The sequence below is a fragment of the Actinomadura rugatobispora genome, assembly GCF_055379765.1.
In genome coordinates this window covers 3,024,041-3,042,116 of record NZ_AP029191.1, presented here as the reverse complement: position 1 = coordinate 3,042,116, position 18,076 = coordinate 3,024,041, and the positions used below count along the sequence as shown (strand labels likewise).

22 protein-coding genes and 1 pseudogene are annotated in these 18,076 nt (G+C 70.1%); 11 read left to right on the top strand and 12 right to left on the bottom strand.

Annotated elements, in window-relative coordinates:
* Positions 1-120: 120 nt before the first annotated feature.
* Positions 121-234: pseudogene (locus ACZ466_RS12600) on the bottom strand (hypothetical protein); the annotation flags it as partial.
* A gap of 157 nt (positions 235-391) precedes the next feature.
* A complete protein-coding gene (locus ACZ466_RS12595; protein ID WP_378290873.1) occupies positions 392-1,093 on the bottom strand; it encodes an SDR family oxidoreductase in 702 nt (233 codons plus the stop codon).
* 210 nt (positions 1,094-1,303) lie between these two features.
* On the opposite strand from ACZ466_RS12595, the gene ACZ466_RS12590 reads away from it, so the two are divergent.
* Positions 1,304-1,774 carry an alpha/beta fold hydrolase gene (locus ACZ466_RS12590; protein ID WP_378290942.1) on the top strand — a complete coding sequence of 157 codons (471 nt, stop codon included), beginning with the start codon at positions 1,304-1,306 and terminating at the stop codon, positions 1,772-1,774.
* On the opposite strand, the gene ACZ466_RS12585 is transcribed toward ACZ466_RS12590, so the two are convergent.
* Genes ACZ466_RS12585 through ACZ466_RS12575 form a run of 3 tightly spaced genes read right to left on the bottom strand, consistent with a single transcriptional unit; the run spans position 1,666 to position 3,064 of the window.
* Positions 1,666-1,989, bottom strand: a complete 324-nt coding sequence (locus tag ACZ466_RS12585) for a DUF397 domain-containing protein (protein ID WP_378290871.1) — start codon at positions 1,987-1,989, stop codon at positions 1,666-1,668. The two genes, ACZ466_RS12590 and ACZ466_RS12585, sit on opposite strands and share 109 nt — an antisense overlap.
* A complete protein-coding gene (locus ACZ466_RS12580; protein ID WP_378290869.1) occupies positions 1,986-2,183 on the bottom strand; it encodes a DUF397 domain-containing protein in 198 nt (65 codons plus the stop codon). Before ACZ466_RS12580 ends, ACZ466_RS12585 begins: the two co-directional genes overlap by 4 nt.
* Positions 2,180-3,064 carry a helix-turn-helix domain-containing protein gene (locus tag ACZ466_RS12575; protein WP_378290867.1) on the bottom strand — a complete coding sequence of 295 codons (885 nt, stop codon included), beginning with the start codon at positions 3,062-3,064 and terminating at the stop codon, positions 2,180-2,182. The genes ACZ466_RS12580 and ACZ466_RS12575 overlap by 4 nt, the downstream gene beginning before the upstream one ends.
* A 248-nt stretch (positions 3,065-3,312) precedes the next feature.
* Between ACZ466_RS12575 and ACZ466_RS12570 the strand changes: the two genes are divergently transcribed.
* The gene (locus ACZ466_RS12570) at positions 3,313-3,756 is read left to right on the top strand and encodes an ATP-binding protein (protein ID WP_378290865.1); all 444 of its coding nucleotides are present in this window, start codon (positions 3,313-3,315) and stop codon (positions 3,754-3,756) included.
* Here ACZ466_RS12570 and ACZ466_RS12565 read toward each other — a convergent pair.
* The 5 genes from ACZ466_RS12565 to ACZ466_RS12545 form a co-directional block, all read right to left on the bottom strand.
* Entirely contained in the window at positions 3,694-4,341 is a 648-nt protein-coding gene (locus tag ACZ466_RS12565; RefSeq protein WP_378290863.1) for a rhomboid-like protein, read from the bottom strand. The genes ACZ466_RS12570 and ACZ466_RS12565 overlap by 63 nt on opposite strands.
* A gap of 143 nt (positions 4,342-4,484) precedes the next feature.
* Positions 4,485-5,465, bottom strand: a complete 981-nt coding sequence (locus ACZ466_RS12560; protein WP_464043502.1) for a hypothetical protein — start codon at positions 5,463-5,465, stop codon at positions 4,485-4,487.
* 113 nt (positions 5,466-5,578) lie between these two features.
* Positions 5,579-6,412, bottom strand: coding sequence for an SMI1/KNR4 family protein (locus ACZ466_RS12555; protein ID WP_378289797.1), 834 nt, complete (start codon positions 6,410-6,412; stop codon positions 5,579-5,581).
* Positions 6,413-6,493: 81 nt separating this feature from the next.
* On the bottom strand, positions 6,494-7,213 hold the full coding sequence (locus ACZ466_RS12550; RefSeq protein ID WP_378289795.1) for an SDR family oxidoreductase: 720 nt from the start codon (positions 7,211-7,213) through the stop codon (positions 6,494-6,496).
* Between the two features lie 11 nt (positions 7,214-7,224).
* Positions 7,225-8,025: a helix-turn-helix domain-containing protein gene (locus tag ACZ466_RS12545; RefSeq protein WP_378289793.1), complete on the bottom strand. Its 801-nt coding sequence runs from the start codon at positions 8,023-8,025 to the stop codon at positions 7,225-7,227.
* Positions 8,026-8,079: 54 nt separating this feature from the next.
* Here ACZ466_RS12545 and ACZ466_RS12540 point away from each other — a divergent pair, with 54 nt between their 5' ends.
* Together ACZ466_RS12540 and ACZ466_RS12535 are read left to right on the top strand one after the other, a co-directional pair.
* Positions 8,080-8,439, top strand: coding sequence for a hypothetical protein (locus ACZ466_RS12540; RefSeq protein ID WP_378289791.1), 360 nt, complete (start codon positions 8,080-8,082; stop codon positions 8,437-8,439).
* 136 nt (positions 8,440-8,575) lie between these two features.
* Positions 8,576-9,238: an SMI1/KNR4 family protein gene (locus ACZ466_RS12535; protein WP_378289789.1), complete on the top strand. Its 663-nt coding sequence runs from the start codon at positions 8,576-8,578 to the stop codon at positions 9,236-9,238.
* Positions 9,239-9,319: 81 nt separating this feature from the next.
* Here the strand turns inward: ACZ466_RS12535 and ACZ466_RS12530 are convergent, their stop codons facing one another.
* Positions 9,320-10,339 carry a hypothetical protein gene (locus tag ACZ466_RS12530; RefSeq protein WP_378289787.1) on the bottom strand — a complete coding sequence of 340 codons (1,020 nt, stop codon included), beginning with the start codon at positions 10,337-10,339 and terminating at the stop codon, positions 9,320-9,322.
* Between the two features lie 554 nt (positions 10,340-10,893).
* Here ACZ466_RS12530 and ACZ466_RS12525 point away from each other — a divergent pair.
* The 3 genes from ACZ466_RS12525 to ACZ466_RS12515 all read left to right on the top strand — a co-directional run bounded on the left by ACZ466_RS12525 (position 10,894) and on the right by ACZ466_RS12515 (position 11,766).
* Entirely contained in the window at positions 10,894-11,043 is a 150-nt protein-coding gene (locus ACZ466_RS12525) for a hypothetical protein (protein WP_378289785.1), read from the top strand.
* Between the two features lie 105 nt (positions 11,044-11,148).
* Positions 11,149-11,568 (top strand): hypothetical protein, encoded by a 420-nt coding sequence (locus tag ACZ466_RS12520; protein WP_378289783.1) that lies wholly within the window; start codon positions 11,149-11,151, stop codon positions 11,566-11,568.
* Between the two features lie 69 nt (positions 11,569-11,637).
* On the top strand, positions 11,638-11,766 hold the full coding sequence (locus ACZ466_RS12515; protein WP_378289781.1) for a hypothetical protein: 129 nt from the start codon (positions 11,638-11,640) through the stop codon (positions 11,764-11,766).
* 95 nt (positions 11,767-11,861) lie between these two features.
* On the opposite strand, the gene ACZ466_RS12510 is transcribed toward ACZ466_RS12515, so the two are convergent.
* Complete coding sequence (locus ACZ466_RS12510; protein WP_378289779.1) at positions 11,862-12,863, bottom strand: alpha/beta hydrolase; 1,002 nt, start codon at positions 12,861-12,863, stop codon at positions 11,862-11,864.
* A 132-nt stretch (positions 12,864-12,995) separates the two neighbouring features.
* Between ACZ466_RS12510 and ACZ466_RS12505 the strand changes: the two genes are divergently transcribed.
* The 4 genes from ACZ466_RS12505 (at position 12,996) to ACZ466_RS12490 (ending at position 18,069) form a co-directional block, all read left to right on the top strand.
* A complete protein-coding gene (locus ACZ466_RS12505) occupies positions 12,996-14,879 on the top strand; it encodes a helix-turn-helix domain-containing protein (RefSeq protein ID WP_378289777.1) in 1,884 nt (627 codons plus the stop codon).
* 105 nt (positions 14,880-14,984) lie between these two features.
* Positions 14,985-16,262 (top strand): hydroxymethylglutaryl-CoA reductase, degradative, encoded by a 1,278-nt coding sequence (locus ACZ466_RS12500; RefSeq protein WP_378289775.1) that lies wholly within the window; start codon positions 14,985-14,987, stop codon positions 16,260-16,262.
* On the top strand, positions 16,259-16,705 hold the full coding sequence (locus ACZ466_RS12495; protein WP_378289773.1) for a hypothetical protein: 447 nt from the start codon (positions 16,259-16,261) through the stop codon (positions 16,703-16,705). The genes ACZ466_RS12500 and ACZ466_RS12495 overlap by 4 nt, the downstream gene beginning before the upstream one ends.
* Positions 16,702-18,069 (top strand): tripartite tricarboxylate transporter permease, encoded by a 1,368-nt coding sequence (locus tag ACZ466_RS12490; protein WP_378289771.1) that lies wholly within the window; start codon positions 16,702-16,704, stop codon positions 18,067-18,069. Before ACZ466_RS12495 ends, ACZ466_RS12490 begins: the two co-directional genes overlap by 4 nt.
* Positions 18,070-18,076: the final 7 nt, after the last annotated feature.

The following is an 18,076-nucleotide window of genomic DNA, read 5'->3' as shown; positions in this document are numbered from 1 at the left end:
GGCCAGCTCCGCCTCGTCGAAGGCGCGCGTCGCGGTGACCATCTCGCCGATCATCGGCCCGAAGAACGACCAGCCCAGGGCGATGGCCTCGTCCTGCACGGTCAGCAGCACCCGCCGCCGGTCGCGGGTGTCCGGTTCACGGCGGACGAGCCCGCGCCGCGTCAGCCGATCGACCAGGGCCGTGGTCGAGGCGTTCACGCCCAACTGCGAACGCAGCCATCCGGGGGTGGCGGTCGCGCCCGCCCGATCGGCTAGTCGCCGCTATCGGTTGGAGCCCGACGTTTTGGAGAGGTCGGTGCGGATCAAGCAGATACTTTCCTCAGTGCCACGGGTGCCCGCGTGGGGTCATGCCAGTGAACCGTCCTGAGCATCCGTGATGGGCCGGTCGGCCTCACAGCGGTGAAGGGACGGGGCGGATCGTGAGGGTGTTGACGTCCACACCCGTCGGCTGATTGATCGCCCACACGATGGCGTCGGCGAGTTGGTCGGCGGTGATCATGGCACGGTCCGGCGGCCCGCCGTCGGCGTCGAAGAAATTGGTCTCCGTGGCTCCCGGATTGACCAGTGTCACGCCTACGCCGTCGTTGGTCACCATGCGCCTGGTGTTCTCGGCGAGCCCGGTCACCGCCCATTTGGTCGCTCCGTAGATGTTGCCAGGGCTGTAGACCACGCCCGCGACGCTTCCAATGAGGACGATCCGCCCGCGAGTCTGCTTCAGAGCGGGCAGGGCGGCCCTGATCAACAGGGCGGGGCCGAGCACGTTGGTCAGCACCATGTCTCGCCATACATCGGGATCCCCTTCGGTGACATCATCGAAGGAGGCAAAGCCGGCGTTGGCCACGACAGCGTTCAACTGCCCGAACTCCCGGACCGTGGATTCGACGGCCGTCTGGACGTCTTGATAGTCGCTCGCATCGCCGATGACCGTGCGCAGGCCTGCTGGCCGGCCCAATTCCTCGGCGAAGCGGCGCAGACGATCCGCGCCACGCCCGGTGACGGTGACTCGGTACCCCTCCGCCAGCAACCGCCGAGCGGTGGCCGCCCCGATACCACTTCCGCCTCCGGTGATCAGGGCGACAGGAGAGTCGGACACGCGCAGCCTCCGAGGGCACTTGGGCAACCGGTATCGACCAACACGCACACATTACGCATGGGCGACTCGCAGGGCGAGTTCGCACAGCCCGGTGAAGTCAACATGAAGCCCGTTGCGCCCGGCGAACTCGGCGGCGAACAGGTCGAGCCCATGGTGACGGCCCGCAGCAGCTGAACCGGTTGGAGATCGTTGATCGAAAGGATGGATGCGGTGGACGAGGGGCTCTTCTCCGCGGCCCACGACGCCGCCCTGCGGCGATGGCCCGAACCGGTGCGCGGCGTTGACCTGACGTCCCGCTACGGCACCACCCGGGTCCACATCTGCGGTCCGGAGGACGGCGTCCCCCTCGTGCTCCTGCCCTGCGGCGGGACGACCTCGGTGTCATGGTTCGCCAACGTCAGAAACCTGGCCCGCGACCACAGGCTCTACGCCGTCGACCTGTTGGCATGGCTGGACGTGCTCTTCGACGAGCTCAGCCTTGACGGCGCCCACCTGTGCGGCCACTCCTACAGGGCCTGGATCGCCCTGGCAGAGGCGTTCCTGGACAGCACCACCACCGTCCGACGCAAGGCTCACAACGCGCAACGCGTTGCCATCGCCGCCTCCTCCCCAATGCCGACATCACCACCCTGCGCGGCGCCTCCCACCACTCCATCCCCACCGACCTCAACCCAGTGTTGACGGGCTTCCTGGCCGGATGAACTCCAGCCCACCCATGCGAACGGCCTGGAGAAACGCCGCCACTCCTGGGGAGCGAATTCCAGGATGGGTCCGCTATCGCGCTCCTTGGTGTCGCGGACACCGATCGTGCCGTTGGGTGAGCGGCCGACTTCAACACAGTTCGTGTCGGGGGTGCTGCGGCTCGGCTTGCGCCAGTGCTCGAATCGGGTGGTCATCCGAGCTGTCCTGAGCGGACGGAGTGGAGGAGGCTGGCCCACTCGCGAGGGGTGAGTTCGAGGATAGGGCTGGCGTCGCCCTGTTTGGTGTCGCGTACGCCGATGGCGCCCTGCGGCGAGCGGGCAACCTCGACGCATTCGGCGGCGGCGGAGCTGTGACTCGACTTGCGCCAACCGTTGTAGTGCTGCTTCACGTGCCGGACCCAATCTGCTCGTTCAGCCGATCGGCCGTGTCCGCGAAGTGGGAAAGGCTCTCCAACGCGGGCAGAGCCGCCTGGCTGAGGCGATCATAATGACGTTCATAGCTTGCCACCTCCTCCGGCTTTGTGAGGACGAGGTCAGTGGTGAACATCTCGGAGACGACCATTGGTGGATCGGCGAGATCCGGAAACGTGTAGAGCATGAACGAGGAAGCTTGAAGGCTTCCCGTGATGATGCGGACGTCCAGCGGGAGAAGGCGGAGGGTGAATCGCGGCTGGTGGGAAAGCACGTCCACCATGTGGCGGAGCTGAGCCGCCATGACCGCGGGTGGGACGGGGAGACGCTTGAGGACGTATTCGTCGAGGATGATCTCACAGGTAGGACCGTCGGGGCGGAAGACGGTCTCCTGGCGCATCCGGCGGGCCTCGATAATGCGGGCGGGTACGTAGTCGAGTTCAGGAGCCTCGGCCGCGTCCAGATCGATGAGTGCCTGGTGAAACTCGGCAGCCTGGAGCAGGCCGGAGATTGACATCTGGTTGTAGCCGCGGATGGTGGCGGCGCCGGATTCCACGTCAGCGTAGAGGCGCTGGCGGCGGCCCATGGAGTTGCCGAAGGAGTCCCACCAGCCCCGCTCGGCGGCCTCGACGGCGATGGTGATGATCTTTTCGCGTCTGTCGCCGGTCACGTCGAGAGCGTCGAGGATCTTGATGACGGCGGCGATATCGGGACGGCCGCGCGCGTTCTCCAGCCTGGAGATCTTCATGCGCGAGCGGTAGAGCCGTTGGGACAGTTGCTCGGCGGTGAGGCCGTGCTCCTCGCGGAGCGCCCGGAGTTCGGCGGCGAGACGGCGGCGGCGAACGAAGGGGCTGCTCATCAGGGCCTCCCTGGGGGTGGAGGATGGTCTGCCTACTCTTTGTTACCACTCTCGAACCGAACGTGTTGGCGATTGCTCGTGTGTTCGAAAGGGTGCGGCGACGAGGAACGATCGCCTGGTGAACGTTCAGATCGTGTGCGTGCCACTTCGTGGTCTGGGCGAGGAAAGCGGCGGTCTCACGGGACGGCCTCAGTGGTTCTGGTGACGATGAAGGCGGATCGTCCCCGCTTCAGCCCGTGAGGTGATCAATGCTGCTCACTGTGCCCGTTTCCGCCGATTCCGAGGCGCCGCTCTACTGGCGGCGCGAGTTCCGTGGGCGGCCCGATCAGGTCCGCGTCGTCCGCGCCTTCGCCGCGCATCTGCTGGACGGCTTCCCCGCCCTGGACGACGTCCTGCTCGTCCTGGACGAACTGGTCGTGAACGCCCTGCGCCACACGCGGTCAGGCCGGGACGGCGGTTGCTTCACCGTCGGGCTGCGCTGGGAGGAGGACGGGGTGACGGCCTGGGTCTCGGACGAGGGCGGCCCCGGCAAGCCGGGCGTGCGGCAGCCGGCCGATCCGGAGGCGATCGACGAGCTGCCGGAGTGCGGACGTGGCCTGCTGACCGTGGACGCGCTGGTCACGCAGTGGTCATGGACGGGTGACGTCCGGGGCCGCACGGTCCGCGCGTGCTTTTCGCACGACCAGGACTGACAGCGCGACGCCGATGGCACCCGACAGGACGTGCCCGACCGACGAATAGTCGGGAAGCCGCCCGTACCAGGTGGCGGCGGTCAGCGGATAGAGGACCGCGACCGCGGCCCACGGGATGCGCAGCCACTTGTGAAGCAGCCAGGTCACCGCGCCGATGGCGCCGATCGAGCCGAAGCTGACGCCGTAATCCGGGTCGTGCCGCACCTCGTCCGGGTAGTGGCCCGCGTGGACGGCGTACGCGACGACCCCCAAGACGAGAAGAGTGGCCAGGACATGGGCCGTCGCGAAAATCCCGAAAGCACGAAGCGTGCCCAGACGATATTCGAGCCAGGACAGGCAGACCGCGATTCCCAGGCCGATGATGAGGATCTGGTCCAGCACGACGCCCGAGGTGTCGACGACGAGGGCGCTGGCCACGAGCCGGAACGGCGCCGTCCAGTTGGTCATGTCGGCCAGGTTCGTGCTGATGGCCTCCAGGACGCGCCGCCGATCGTCCGCGGAAAGGACGCGGAAGACGATGACGTGCGTCCCCAGCAGGAAGACCAGATAAGAGGCCGTGCCCGCGCATCGGCGCAGAAACCGCATCGTCCCCTCCTCCGGCCCCTCGGAACCCACCGCACCCTATCGCGGGGGAAGGACGGGCCCATTCGGCTCCACCACTCGAACACATTGTCGGCCCATTGAGGTCTCTTCATGGGCTCGAACAGTCAGTGCGAACGCGACCGGTGTCACGATGCCGTCGTGGCCGGTCCGGAGAGGAAGCGGTCGGCCTCGTCGAGTGTTCGCGGTTGCTCGGGTGTCACCTTCAGGACGTCGCGCCGGTAGTTGCGGATCTCCAGCACGCTGCCGGGGTCCGCCTCCGGCATGAGCCGCAGCCCCCGTTCCACCATTGCCCGCGGGTAGACCTTGAACGTCTTCTCCCGCACCGAGGTGCGGCCGCCCATTTCCTCGAAGCCGTGCGCCCGCCGCAGGTCGAACTTCAGGTCGATGACGGGGAACGGCTCGCGGTCCCAGGTGGTGGAGGGCATCGAGTTCCGCCCCTGGATCCGTGCCTCGACGAACGTCTCGGTGTCCTCGTCGCCGATCTCGCAGTCGCGGATCGGGAAGACCCTGCCGAGCCTGCCCCCATGGTTCGCGGCCGTCAGCGAGGGCGCACAGAACAGCACGTGGTCGAACGGGCCGATCGGCGCGGGCAGCGGCACCTTGTGATGAGAGCGGCCGTCGAAGGCCAGCCCGACGCGCGGCCGGACGAAGTCCAGGAAGGCCGACACCATCGCATCGTCGTGGCCGGGCTTCTTCACCACCAGGGACAGGCCCCGGCCCGCGGTCTCGCCGAGGATGCAGTAGTCGTAGAACGGCCCGGGCCCGGCCTTGAAGTCGTGGAAGATCACGAACACGCCGGCGTGCCCGGCGACCGGCTCGTACTTGTCGCCGTGCGCGACCACGTCGAGCAGTTGGACGTCCGCCTCGTCCGCCTTCGCCTGCGGTGCCTCTGGCGCGACCTCGACGTACCCGGCCCGCTTCTTCTCGCTGATCTTTCTGATGAAGTGGCGGAGCGCGTGCGCTTCGTCGTCGAGCGTCATGCTCGACCCGCGCATGACGCCGCCGGCCACGCCCCAGCCCATGCGGCAGCGGATCCCGTCCAGGGTGATCTGCCAGTGTCGGACGACGTCATTGTCGTTCTTATCGAAATACCGTGTCTCCGCCATGCTCCCGGCCCCCCTGTGATCCGGAAAGCCGCATGATCCCACGCACGTGCGACACCAGGGGGAGATGTGGATCGCTCAAGCCGCCTGAGGGTGAATGACCTTGTCGGAGCCGTTCACTCCAGTTCGGGCCAGTGCGCGGTGCCGTGCACCGGCAGGACGCCCTTGACGCGGCAGCCCATGGCGTCGATCGCGGCGAGCAGCGCGTCGCGTACTCGCGTGTCCGCGCCGGGTGGGTAGGCGACCCGGATCTGGTGCCCGTAGGCCGTCTCGTAGGTCAACGTCCACTGGTCGTCGGCCGCGGCGAAGTGGTCCTGCCGGGCGCCGCCTGCGCCTGCGAAGCCGCCGCGGTCACTGGTCGGTGCCAGGCTTCGGCGCAGGATGCGGAGTCGCTCCTCATACGGGGGCGCGCCTTCCGCCTCCGTCAGCTGCAGATATACGTGGACGTCCTTGCGGTAGGGGGTGAACCAGGGGGCGCCGACGTCCGCGCCGTTCTCCCTCCGATTCTCGATGAGCCCCATGAGTACGGCGGCCACGCCGCCTTCGGGGTACTCGAACTCGTCGTCGCGCGTCCAGTAGACGGTCTGCCAGTGTTCGGGGGATTCGGCGGGCTCGGTGAGCCAGGCGAGCGTCCCGCCGATCGAGTCCGATCCCCACAGCACCAGCCCCCCGGGCTCAGGGTGAACGGGATGCGGGCAGTCCTCGCCCGCGTCCCCGAGGATCAGCCGCAGGTCCTCCAGCCGACCGGGGTTCTCCTCGATCATCTCCTCTGGGGCGCAGCAGGAGAACTCGTCGCAGAACGTGCCGCGCCCGTACCGCCGGGCGATCTCGGTGAACTCGCGGGGAAGGACCAGCCCGAGCGCATCCTCCACCCGCGTCCAGTCGGCATGGGGATCCACCGGGGCCGCGGGCGGTGGTACGAGCGCCAGCAGCCTTTCGAGGTCCGTCATGACCGCAGACTCTAACCGTCCCGGTTCATCCGGATCGCCTTGCGGCGCCAGGTCCGCAACGGGCGGCGCCCGCGTCGTCGGTCAGACGAGGAGGCCGCCGGTGGCGCGGAGGTTCTGGCCGGTGATCCACTGTGAGTCGGGGCCGGCCAGGAAGGACACGACGGCGGCGATGTCGGTGGGCTGGCCGAGGCGCTGCAGGGCGGTGAAGGCCACGCTCTGCTCCAGCGCCTCGGGCGGGTTGGTGGCGCGGAGCAGATCGGTGTCGATCGCGCCCGGTGAGACGGTGTTCACCGTGATCCCGCGTACGCCGAACTCGCGGGCCGCGACGGCGGTGAGCTGCTCCAGCGCGCCCTTGCTCGCCGAGTAGAGGGCGTGGCCGGGTGCGGGCACGACGGTGTTGAGGGTCGAGATGTTGATGACGCGGCCGTTGTCGCGCAGCAGCGTGGCGGCCTTCCGCATCGCCAGCAGGGGAGCTTTGGCGTTGATCGTCATCACCCGGTCGAACTCTTCGGAGGTGATGTCGGTGATCGGGGCGTGCGGGTTGATCGCGGCGTTGTTGACGAGGATGTCCAGGCCGTCGGCGACGGGCTCGAAGAGGGTCTCGATGCCGGCCGGGTCTTCGAGGTCGGCGCGGACGGCGACGGCGTCGTCGAGTTCATCGAGGAGGGCGTCGGCCGCCGTCTTGTCCTGGCGGTAGCCGAACACGACCTTGGCGCCGTCCTGCGCGAGCCGCCGCACGATGGCCCGGCCGATGCCGCGCGAACCGCCGGTCACGAGCGCCGTCTTCCCGGTGAGTGTCATGATCCCGGAGGCTAGCCAGCGTGCCGGATCCCGTCTTGAACGAATGCGAACAGCTGGCCGGGCGTCATCCCGGTCATCGCGCGGATCTCACGGCCGAGATGGGGCTGGTCGGCGTAGCCGCACGCGACGGCGCTCGCGAGCGTGGCCGCGGGTGATGACAGCGCCCGTACGGCGTCCTGGAAGCGGGCGATGCGGGCGATCGTCTTGGGCGGCAGGCCGATCTCCTTCTGGAACCCGAGCTCCAGGTGGCGCCGGCTGACCGCGAGTTCGTCCGCCAGGCCGCCGATCGTGAGCCGCCCGGCCGATTCCTGGAGCCGCCACCAGGCACGCGGCACCAGCCCCTGCGGGGTGGGGTTCAGCCAGGCGGTGAACGTCTCGTCCAGGAGGGCGAACCTGGCGGGCCAGTCCGGCGCCTCGGCCAGGCGTTCGGCCAGGCGGCCGGCGCGAGGGCCGAGGACGTCGCCCAGGTCGGTGATGGCGCCGGTCAGTTCGCGCGTCGGCATGCCCAGGAGTGCCCGGACGCCTGCGGGAGTCAGCCCGACCGAGACGCCGTGCCGCCAGCCCACCTCTTCGTAGATCACTGTGGTGGCGCGCGGCCCGGTGACCACCCGTCCCGTTCCGGTGAAGTCGATGATCAGCGTGGTCAGGCCCAGCGGCAGCACCCGGCGCCGCGGCGGTCGTCCGGGACCGGAACTGAAGCTCGCGTAGCCCACGACGTACGGCCGCAGCGGAGGCCGCGCCGGTCGAGTGGTCGTCTCGCACGGTGTCGGCTCGATCTCGGCCGACACCGAATGCACCACCGCCAACCTCACACGTCGATCCTAAAGAGGTTGCGTCGCGTGGGGCAGGGCGGTTCGCTTCCTCGCATGAGCCTGAGCGTGCACGCGTTCGTGATGGACGACGACGGCGAGATGACGCTGTTCGACGGGGAGGAACCCGGCTCCGGTCTGGCCGGATTCGAGAGCACCCGGACCGACCTGTGGGGTTCGGAGACTGTCCGCTCTCTGGGCGCGCGTTTCCTGCCCACCCTGGACGGTGCCGACCTTTACGTCATGCCGGAGGACGTTGACGGTTTCCTCGCCGAATGCGAGATGGTGCGCGAGAACATCCCCGCCATCACGGCCGCCACGGGACGGCCCGCCGACTACGTCGCGCACAGGCTCGGCAACATCATCGACGCCGCCCACCGCGCCAAGAGCCTCGGGGGCGGCGTCGTCGTCTGGTGACGCCCGTCCAGTACTCCCTGGCCGCAGCCACGCTCGCCGCTCTTGTCACCCGCGTGTAGTACTTTCTCAGGCTTTGGTGATCAAGACCGGCTGCGTGCGCGGGTGTGGTCGCGGCCCGGACGATGGGTGGAGCTGGATGCTCGTTCGTGAACTGTTCGCGGAGTACGTCGAGTGGCTGGGCGTCAACGTCCCGTACGCGCATGCCAACCTGGCGCCGGGGGCGAGCGATGCCGACATCGAAGCGCTGGAGGCGGGGATCGGGGCGCGCCTTCCCGAGGACGTGCGGACGGTGCTCGGGATGCACAACGGGCAGCGCGAGTCCATGGTCGCCGACCGAGCCGGGCCCGCGGTCCCGTGCCTGCCCACCCTGACGTTCCTGTCCACCGATCTGATCCTGGAGACATGGCGGTTCTGGCAGGAGATCGGGGACGTCATCGAGGGGTCGGTGTTCCCGGGTGCCGAAGGCGTCATCAAGCCGCTGTACAGTTCGCCGGGTTGGATTCCGCTGTGGAGCGATCCGGTCAGGTTCGACCACGTGGGGCTCGACCTCGACCCGGGCCCGAAGGGCACGTCCGGGCAGATCATCAATTTCGGGCGGGACGAGGAAAACCACTTCCTGTGCGCCGACGACTTCACCGGGCTCATCTCGATCCTGCACCGGGAGACCGTGCTCCGCGGCGCCTGGCAGGCCGCCACCATCACCTACGCCGACGGCAGCGGCGCCCATCCCTGGTTCGGAGACCCGGAGGAGCACTTCTTCAACACCCTCCACGCGCATTTTGCCGGGCGGATGTCATAAGGGGGCGCGACCGGCGTCCGGGCGTTCGTCCAACGCTCGTCTGATGAACACGACCGGAACACCGCGGGGCCCGGTAGGCGGCTATTCTCCGGCCACCGTCGCGGCGAACTGGGCGAGCAGCATCGTCTGGGCCTCGAACTCGCGCCTCAGTCCCCAGGCGGCGGGTCCGGCGAATGCCCGTACCTCGAAAACCCCGGAATCCTCCCGGTAGCAGGTCAGCACCGAGACGCGCCGCGTCCCCCACCAGTCCGCTGCGCTCGCGTCCGCATGGGCCTCGAAGACGTGGTCGCACAGCAGGTCGCGCGCCTCGTCCAGCGCCTCTCCGGTTTTCCCGAACGGATCCGTGTGCCGCAGGTGGCCGAGGGCGGGGATGCCCCTCATCGTGACCTGCATGCCATTCTGGCCTCCGCCTCGGGTGAGATCGGCATATTCCACAATGCCGGTGACATGGGTGTCGTCGTCGTGAGTCGCACCGGCGATGCGATGGCCGGCGAGCGTCGAGCGATAGGCCTCGGCCAGAGCGGATGCGATGTTCGCGGGAACCGGCACCACAACGGCCTCGTCGATCGACGACGGCGCGGGAGCGTCCTCGATGCGCCGAGGCCGAGGCCGCGTGGGCGCGTCCACCCGCGCGTACCGGTACCAGAGCCGGGTCAGCAGGAATCCCATCTCGAAGTCCACCGACACGGTGCGCACCAGCCGCCCCGCCTCATCAAGGGTCAACCGTGCCGTGGCAAAACAGTCGGAGCCGTTGCCGTAGTGGTACCCATTGGGCTCCACCTCGCCGTTCTCGTCCTCGTCGGGGACGAAGTACAGCGCGTCCTTCCCCCGGACGACCTCGCCGTTGAACGGCTCGCAGCGGTTGTCGAGCACCACCTCGCTTTCCCACCACGGCATCCGCACCCGGCCGGCGGCATACTCGGTGGCCGTGCCGTCCGCGGCGATGTGGAGGACGAAGCCGTTGACCGGAAGAAAGCCCCCCGGTTCGGGCAGTGCCGGATCGTCGAGCCAACCCTGCACGTACGGCCGGGTGTCCACGCCCTCCGATGCGCAGAGCTCGCGGGCCTCCGTGTAGGCCTCCAACTCCCAGTACCCGGTCAAGTCCTCCAAGGACAGGCCGCCACTTCCCACGTTCGGACATCCCATCACCCGTGCCGTTTCCCGCCGCGTGCGATTCTTCCACCTGGCGGCAGTGTGACGACTGGGATGATCCTCTGCGCCCGCGACTCCGATGTCCCTGCACGTGCGGCTATCGCGACTACTGGCCAGGTGGGTTTTCCCTGCCCCGCCCCCTTCTCGAGGCCAGGCCTTCGCCGTGTCCCGCCGCATCGGCTGCGTATCGGCCGTCGCCTAGCGTCTGCCGGCCTTGGTACGGCATCGGCAGTGTGCCGGAGCGAAAGGGCCGCGCTACTACGACCGGGCCTGGGGCGGGATCGGCGCCGATGGCTGTCGGCACCTGCTGATTCGCCGCAACTCCAGCAGCGGCGAGCTCGCCCGCTACCTGTCGTGGGCTCCGAGGTGGGTGGCACTGGCGCAGCCAGAGTTGTCGAACTTTTCTGATATTCGGCATATTTGCGTGTTCGGGGTAGAGAGTGGCGCGAATCTGTTCGTATTCGTCCGCCTCCGTTCGGGCCTGCCTGGAAGGAATCGTGATCATGATCTCGCTGGACGTTCGGGCCCGTTTGCCGGTGATCGGGGCTGTCCGCCTTGGTTCGTACGTGTTCCGACCGTTCGGTATCGATGCTCTTTTTACTCAATCCCGCCCACGCGCCCCCGGTGAGGCTGTCAAATGGGATGTGCAGTGATTCGGATATGGGTGGAACTTTGCCCGGTTGCTCGCATGACGACTGGTCACGGCTGCCCAATTCTATTCAAAACGGGCAATCTGGATGGTGGAGGTGAAGTGAGTTATGTCCGTCGACCGTGGCGACGAAGCTGTCGAAGGCTTCGCTGAGGTGCTTCGCAGGGGCTGGAGCGCAGCGGGCCCGCCGACTTACGGTCGCGTGCGCACGATGTCTGAGCGGAGCGACCTGGTGGGGTCGGTGTGCTCGCTGCCGAAATCGACCGTGCACGGCGTTATCAGCGGGAAGAAGCGTCAGCAACTTCCCCAGTGGAGGTGGGTGTATTCGTTCCTCGTCGTTCTACGGGAGATCGCGAAGGAGGACGGCCTGGACCCGGACACCGTCGGGACGGTTGAGGAGTGGAACGCCCGGTACAAGGAGGCGGCGCTCGAGATCACAGAAAGAAGCAGGCCCTCCCCTGTAGGGGTTGCGGTCGAAATCTGGTCGTCCCCGAAATTCCAGGAGAAGGATGCACCGGCCAAGGTGTAGGTCGATGTGCGCAGTGAATGACGCACGTCAGTTCACGCCAAGACCCTCGTGGTCAGGAAGGAGAGTTGCATGTCCAGTCGTCGTCGTTCCTGCCGGAGTGAGCCGTCCACTGAGCGGCCCTGGCTGCTGGAGATCGTCATGAAGTCCGTGGTGTGGCTGGCGCTCACGGTGGCCGACCACTGGTGGGGAAACAAGTAGCCGGGACGAGAATCGTGCATATGAGCCAGTCCGTGCGCGCTGGGGCGGGGCGCGCACGGTAAGGCTCGTCTGGCTAGGGCGTGCCTCGCGGGGCGTTATCGCTGGCCGAGGGCGCGAAGGAGCATGGGGAGGGAGGTGTGTAGCTCTCGCTTCCAGTAGGCGGGGCCGTGGGTGCCGCGGAAGAAGTGGGTGGTGACCGGGACGCCGGCCTCGATGTAGCGGTGGGCCACGGTGCGGGACTCGTCGCCCATGACGGCCTCGGTCAGGGACACGACCTCCTTGGGGAAGAGGACGGCGAGGTCCTGGAGGCCCGGGATGATCGGGTCGGGTTCGAGGGGCTTGTCGAGTTCGCCTGGGGTTCCGTCGCCGGAGGCGATGTAGACGGGAGTGTCGCGCAGGCGGTCGGCCATGTGGTACGGGTCGTTGGCCTCCCAGATGTGCCGCTGGCGTACGGGGTCGCCCCAGATCCTCCGCCAGTCGATCTTCAGGTACTCGGCGCCGCCGCTGATGGCCTTGACGTACTGGATCGGGTGGACGAAGCCGCTGTAACTGGCCGCGGCGCGGAACATTCCGGGGTGCTTGCCGGCGTATTTCAGCGCCCCGTATCCGCCCTGGGACTCCCCGGCGACGGCGCGGCGGGTTCCGGCGCCGTAATCGCGTTCGAGGATCGTGCGGACTTCTTTCAGGTGGAAGTCCTCGACGGCGGGGGCGCCGCCCTTTCCGTTGTTCCACCAGTTGCTGTAGAAGCCGAACATCGGCATGTTCGGAGAGACGACCAGGACGTCGCGGAGTTCGGGGATGTTCTCGATGTCGTACTGCTCGGTGAAGGCCGTGTAGTCGCCGTCCCCGCCCGGGAGCAGGTAGAGGACGGGCCAGCGTTTCGAGCGGTCGTTCTCGTTCCAGCCCTCGGGGGTCATCAGCCGGACCTTGCCGTTCCCGCCGAGGGCGGGGGATTTCACGGTCAGGTCGACGACGCGGTCGCGTATCTGGGTGCGCTCGATCACCTCGGCCTTTTCTTCCGCGGGGCTCGCGGCGGCGCTGGCGGGAAGTGAGACGAGGAGGGCGGTCAGTGCGGCGAAGGTTGTCCTTTTGCGCATGGAGATCGACGGTAGGGGGCACCGTTTGTCATCCGCGTCACTCGTGGTGGGGAATCACGGCCGTCATACGTGGGGGGTACGGGTGCAACGGCCTGGTCCGGGGTGTCTGGAGCGCGGATAACCTGCGGGTTCATGGAGGAGACCGGGCCGTTGATCCCGCTGGACGATGTGGTCGCGCTGTTCGACATGGCGGTGGACGGCAGCCTGGACGGCGGCCGGGCCGCCGAGCTGCTCGGTGATGAGCGGGCGGCGGGGCGGCTGCGGCGGCTGGCGGTGGAGCTGCGGCGCTGGCGGCGGCGTGAGCGGGAGCTGGCGGCGCTGTTCTCCAGCGCCCGCGAGCTGGCCGAGCTGCGCGACCCCGACGAGCTCCTCGACCGGCTGGTGCGGCGCGCGCACGAGCTCATGAACACCGACGTCACCTATTTGTCGGAGTTCCAGGAGGCGTCCGGTGAGCTGCTGGTGCGGTCCACCACCGGGACGGTGACGCCGGCGATCCGGCGGCTGCGGGTTCCGGCGGGCATGGGCCTGGCCAGCGAGGTGGTGCGGACGCGGGTGCCGCAGTGGACGGCCTCCTACGAGGACGCCGTGGAGCTGTCCCACGAGAGCGGCATCGACCAGGCCGTGCGGGCGGAGGGGCTGGTGTCGCTGCTGGGGGTGCCGATGCTGGCGGACGAGGAGGTCCTCGGCGTGCTGTTCGCCGCGAACCGCAGCGCGCACGCCTTCACCCCGGACGAGGTGGCGCTGCTGTCGGCGTTCGCCGATCACGCGTCGGTGGTGCTGCAGACGGCCCGGCTGCTGCGCCGGGCGCGGCGGTCGACGGAGGCGGCCGAAGGCGCGTACGCCGAGCTCAGCAGGCATGCCGCGGCGGTGGAGCGGGCGGGGGCCGTGCACCAGGACCTGACCGCGGCGGTGCTCGCGGGCGGCGGCGCCGAGGAGGTCGCGGCGACGCTGGCGCGGGCGCTGGGCCGGGCCGTGACGATCTTGGACCGCGATCTGGAGGTGGTGGCGGGCGGGGAGGCGCCGACCGGGCTGTCGGAGGCGGTGGGCGCGGCGGTGGACGCCAGCCGGAGGTCCGGGCACTGCGTGCTGCTGCCGGAGGGTGAGGTGGCGGCGGTGGCGGCGGCCGTGGCGGGCGGGACGCTGCTGGGCTGCCTGCTGGTCGGGCCGGGCGGGCTGCCGATCGGGGAGGTGGAGCAGCGCACGATCGAGCGGGCCGCGCAGATCACCGCGCTGCTGACGTTGAGCCAGGACGCGGTGGCCGATGCCGAGGAGCGGGTCCGCGGCGAGTTGCTGTCGGACGTGCTGGCCGACAGCCCGGCGCGGCGGCGGGACGCGGCGCGCCGGGCGCGGGCGCGGCATGTGCGGCTGGACGATCTGCGCATCGGGGTGGTCGCGGTCGTGGCGGCCGAGCAGCGGCGACCGGCGCTGCGGGCGGCGCAGGGGGCGGCCCTCCCGCACGGCCTGGCCGGGGAGCACGAGGGGGTGCTGACCGTGCTGCTGCCCGGGGACGATCCCGAGGCGGCGGCGCGGCACGTCCACCGGCGGCTGGGCGCGGCCGTGAAGGGCGGTGTGCTGGCGGTGGCGGCGCCGGTGGCGGAGGATCCGGGGCTGCTGGCGGAGCGGTGCGAGCTGGCGCGGGCGTGCGCGCGGCTGCTGCCCGCGCTGGGCACCGTGGACGGGGCCGTGACCACCGACGCGTACCTGCCGTACACGGTGCTGTTCGGGCCGGACCGGCGGGCGCTGGAGCGGTTCATCGGGCGGACGCTGGGGCCGGTGCTGCGCTGGGACCGGGAGCGGAACGCCGATCTTCTCGCGACGCTGCGCGCCTACGTGGAGGCCAACGGCAGTCCCACCCGGGCGGCCCGTGACCTGGGCGTGCACACCAACACGATGCTCCAGCGGCTGGAGCGGATCACCGCGCTCCTGGGGTCCGGGTGGCGGGATCCGGAGCCGTTCTTCCGCCTGTCCGTCGCCGTGCGGCTGCACGCGCTCGGGGATGCCGCCCGGCATGGGTGAACGTCACATCATCTGGTCCCGGATACGGACGATCGACCCATGGTCGTAGGCGGCCGTCCTGACCTAGCGTCGGCCCGCACCCACCCCGTACGCAGGAGGAACTTCATGGTCAACAGCCGTCTTTCCGGTTTCCGGAACCTGTCGGTGCCGGAGCGGCTCGCCCGGCTCGCGGACGGCACCGCCCTGACCGCCGCCGATCTGTCGGCGCTGGCCCCCGAGGGCGGGCTCGGCCTGGACCAGGCCGACCGGATGGCGGAGAACGTCGTCGGGGTCTTCGGCGTCCCCCTGGGGGTGGCGGCCAACTTCACCGTGAACGGCGCGGACGTGCTGGTCCCGATGGCGACGGAGGAGCCGTCGGTGGTGGCCGCGGCCAGCAACGCCGCCCGGATCGCCCGGGTGCGCGGTGGTTTCGTGACGTCGTCGTCCACGCCGGTGATGCAGGCGCAGGTGCAGGTGCTGGACGTGGCCGATCCGGAGGCGGCGCGGCTGCGGCTGCTGGCGGCGCGGGCGGAGCTGGCCGGGCTGGCCGACGCCCAGGACCCGCGGCTGGCGGAGCTGGGCGGCGGCGTCCGGGACGTGTCGGTGCGCGTGGTGGACGCCCGGGAGCAGCGCTACGTGGTGCTGCACCTGGCCGTGGACGTGCGGGACGCGATGGGCGCCAACGCGGTCAACACGATGGCGGAGGCGGTGGCGCCGCGGGTCGCGGAGATCGCCGGGGGACGGCCGCTGCTGCGGATCCTCACCAACAAGGCCGATCTGCGGCTGGCGCGGGCGCACGCGGTGTTCGACGCGGAGGCGCTGGGCGGGCCCGAGGTGGTCCGGGACATCGTGCACGCGGCGGCGCTGGCCGAGGCCGACCCGTACCGGGCCGCCACCCACAACAAGGGGATCATGAACGGGGTCACCGCCGTGGTGCTGGCCACCGGGAACGACACCCGCGCGGTCGAGGCGGGCGCCCACTCGCACGCGGTGGGGCCGGACGGCCGCTACACCTCGCTGTCCCACTTCGCCCGGGACGCGGACGGGAACCTGACCGGGACGCTGGAGCTGCCCATGCCGGTCGGGCTGGTCGGCGGGGCGACCCGGGTGCACCCGGTTGCGGCCGCCGCGGTGCGGCTGCTGGGCGTGTCGACGGCGGCGGAGCTGGCGGAGATCATCGCGGCGGCGGGCCTGGCGCAGAACCTGGCGGCCCTGCGGGCGCTGGCGACCGAGGGCATCCAGCGCGGCCACATGGCCCTGCACGCCCGCAACGTCGCGGTCGCCGCGGGCGCCGGGCCGGAGGAGCTGCCCCGGGTGGTCGCCCGGATGGTCGCGGACGGCGCGGTGCGCGGCGACCACGCCGAGCGCGTGCTGGCCGAGCTGCGGGCGGAGGCGGCGCGATGAACGACGACGCGAAGACCGGCGACGGCCCGTACACCGAGGTCTGGAACGACGCGGTCGACCTGCGGCACCTGTTCGCGTCGCTGCTGATCGGCGTGGCCGGGGGGCTGCCGCTGTTCCTGATCGCGCGGGCGCTGCTGCGCGGCACGCTGGACACCCCGGCCCTCGCCGACGGGTACGCGCTGCTGGCCGGGCTGGCCGGATGCCTGATCGCCGGGACGATCTGCGCCCGGCTGTTCCCGCCCAAGCGGACCTTCGCCGACGACGACGGGGACGCGGCGGGCTCGGCTGCGCTGCGCCGCGCCGCCCTGGCCGAGCTGGTGCAGGACGGCGACGACCCCTCGCCGGACCGGCTGCCCCCGGCCGTCCGCGAGGAGCTGCGCGAGCTGGGCCTCCTGGACGAGACCGCCGCGCCCACGACGCGGGAGGAGGCGGGGACCCGATGATCACCGAGCTGCTGTGGGCGCTGTCGATGGGCCTGGCCGGGGCCCTGGTCTTCGCCGCGATCGGGCTGGTCTCGGGCACCGACGAGACCTCCACGCTGGGACCCCTGACCCTGCTGGTGGTGCTGCTGGGCGTCCCGCCCGAAGGAGTGATCACCTTCTTCCTGGCCGGTGCCGCGGCCAAGCACATGACGCACGCGATCCCGACCACGCTGCTGGGCATCCCGGGCGACACCACGGCCGTGCCGCTGCTGGACGACGCGCGGGCGATGCGCAGGATCGGCGCCCCGCACATCGCGCTGCGCAAGGCGCTGGCGGGCGGGCTGCTGTCGGCCGCGATCGCGGTGCCGGTGGCGGTCGCGGTGGCCGCGCTGCTCGCCCCGCTGGCCGACCCGGTCAAGGAGATCGTCCCGTACGTGTTCGTGGCGGTGGCGGCGCTGGTGGCCTACTTCTCGCCGGGACGCTGGGCGGCGGTCGCCGGGCTGGTCCCGTTCGTGCTGGCGCTGGCCGCGCTGAGCGGGTTCGCCAAGGACGTGCTGGACAAGCCGCTGAGCATCAGCTTCTTCCTCGGCATCGCGATCGGGCCGCTGGTGATCGACGTGCTGATGGCCGGGTCCCGCACCGGGCGGGGGCTGCTGCCGCGCGGCGGCGGCAAGGTGTTCTCGCTGGCGCCGGAGGGCGCGGCGCCGGGCGGCTGGTTCCCCAACCCGTTCCGGGTGCTGACCAGGGGCCAGACGGCCGCGACCGCCGCCACGGCGGCGGTCAGCTCGACCACGTTCATGCTCAGCCCGGTCGCGACCGCGGTCATGGCGGGCGAGGCGGTGGGCAGCCGGATCAAGCACCCCTACCAGCGGCTGAGCACGCTGATGTCGGTGAAGAACGGGACGACGGAGTCCACCTACATCGCCGAGACGCTGATCCCGCTGATCGCGTTCGGGCTGCCGCTGAGCCCGGTCGCGGCGGGCCCCGCCGCAGCGCTGTTCAACGCGCCCCCGGTCTACACGGTGGAGGCCCCGGGCGGCGGCGTGCACAACCTGCACACGCTGCTGTCCACCTGGCAGTTCCTGGTGTTCGGGCTGCTGGCGGTCGCCATCGCCGCGGTGGTGGTGTACCCGCTGGCCGTCCGGCACGCCCGCACCGCCAGCGCGTGGGTGTCGCGGCGGATCAGCCACGAGGCGCTGATCGGCGCGTTCGCCGGGCTGATCTGCGTGGTGGCCTGGTACGAGGGCGGCCCGCTCGCGCTGCTGGTCACGCTCACCGTCGGCGCGCTGGCCGGGGCCTGCCACCGGCTGCTGGGCATGACGTCCGGCGCCCAGTACATGGGGTACTACGTGGCGACGCTGTTCGTCCCGCTGCTGATCGGCTGATGGGCTG

Coding starts and splice junctions, on each gene's coding strand:
- ACZ466_RS12575 (WP_378290867.1), bottom strand. CDS start 3,064: ATGAGCAGCCCCTTCGTTCGCCGCCGCCGTCTCGCCGCCGAACTCCGG.
- ACZ466_RS12490 (WP_378289771.1), top strand. CDS start 16,702: ATGATCACCGAGCTGCTGTGGGCGCTGTCGATGGGCCTGGCCGGGGCC.
- ACZ466_RS12560 (WP_464043502.1), bottom strand. CDS start 5,465: ATGGCGGAGACACGGTATTTCGATAAGAACGACAATGACGTCGTCCGA.
- ACZ466_RS12585 (WP_378290871.1), bottom strand. CDS start 1,989: ATGACCACCCGATTCGAGCACTGGCGCAAGCCGAGCCGCAGCACCCCC.
- ACZ466_RS12500 (WP_378289775.1), top strand. CDS start 14,985: ATGGTCAACAGCCGTCTTTCCGGTTTCCGGAACCTGTCGGTGCCGGAG.
- ACZ466_RS12510 (WP_378289779.1), bottom strand. CDS start 12,863: ATGCGCAAAAGGACAACCTTCGCCGCACTGACCGCCCTCCTCGTCTCA.
- ACZ466_RS12555 (WP_378289797.1), bottom strand. CDS start 6,412: ATGACGGACCTCGAAAGGCTGCTGGCGCTCGTACCACCGCCCGCGGCC.
- ACZ466_RS12550 (WP_378289795.1), bottom strand. CDS start 7,213: ATGACACTCACCGGGAAGACGGCGCTCGTGACCGGCGGTTCGCGCGGC.
- ACZ466_RS12535 (WP_378289789.1), top strand. CDS start 8,576: ATGCTCGTTCGTGAACTGTTCGCGGAGTACGTCGAGTGGCTGGGCGTC.
- ACZ466_RS12515 (WP_378289781.1), top strand. CDS start 11,638: ATGTCCAGTCGTCGTCGTTCCTGCCGGAGTGAGCCGTCCACTGAGCGG.
- ACZ466_RS12525 (WP_378289785.1), top strand. CDS start 10,894: ATGATCTCGCTGGACGTTCGGGCCCGTTTGCCGGTGATCGGGGCTGTC.
- ACZ466_RS12505 (WP_378289777.1), top strand. CDS start 12,996: ATGGAGGAGACCGGGCCGTTGATCCCGCTGGACGATGTGGTCGCGCTG.
- ACZ466_RS12570 (WP_378290865.1), top strand. CDS start 3,313: ATGCTGCTCACTGTGCCCGTTTCCGCCGATTCCGAGGCGCCGCTCTAC.
- ACZ466_RS12520 (WP_378289783.1), top strand. CDS start 11,149: ATGTCCGTCGACCGTGGCGACGAAGCTGTCGAAGGCTTCGCTGAGGTG.
- ACZ466_RS12565 (WP_378290863.1), bottom strand. CDS start 4,341: ATGCGGTTTCTGCGCCGATGCGCGGGCACGGCCTCTTATCTGGTCTTC.
- ACZ466_RS12540 (WP_378289791.1), top strand. CDS start 8,080: ATGAGCCTGAGCGTGCACGCGTTCGTGATGGACGACGACGGCGAGATG.
- ACZ466_RS12495 (WP_378289773.1), top strand. CDS start 16,259: ATGAACGACGACGCGAAGACCGGCGACGGCCCGTACACCGAGGTCTGG.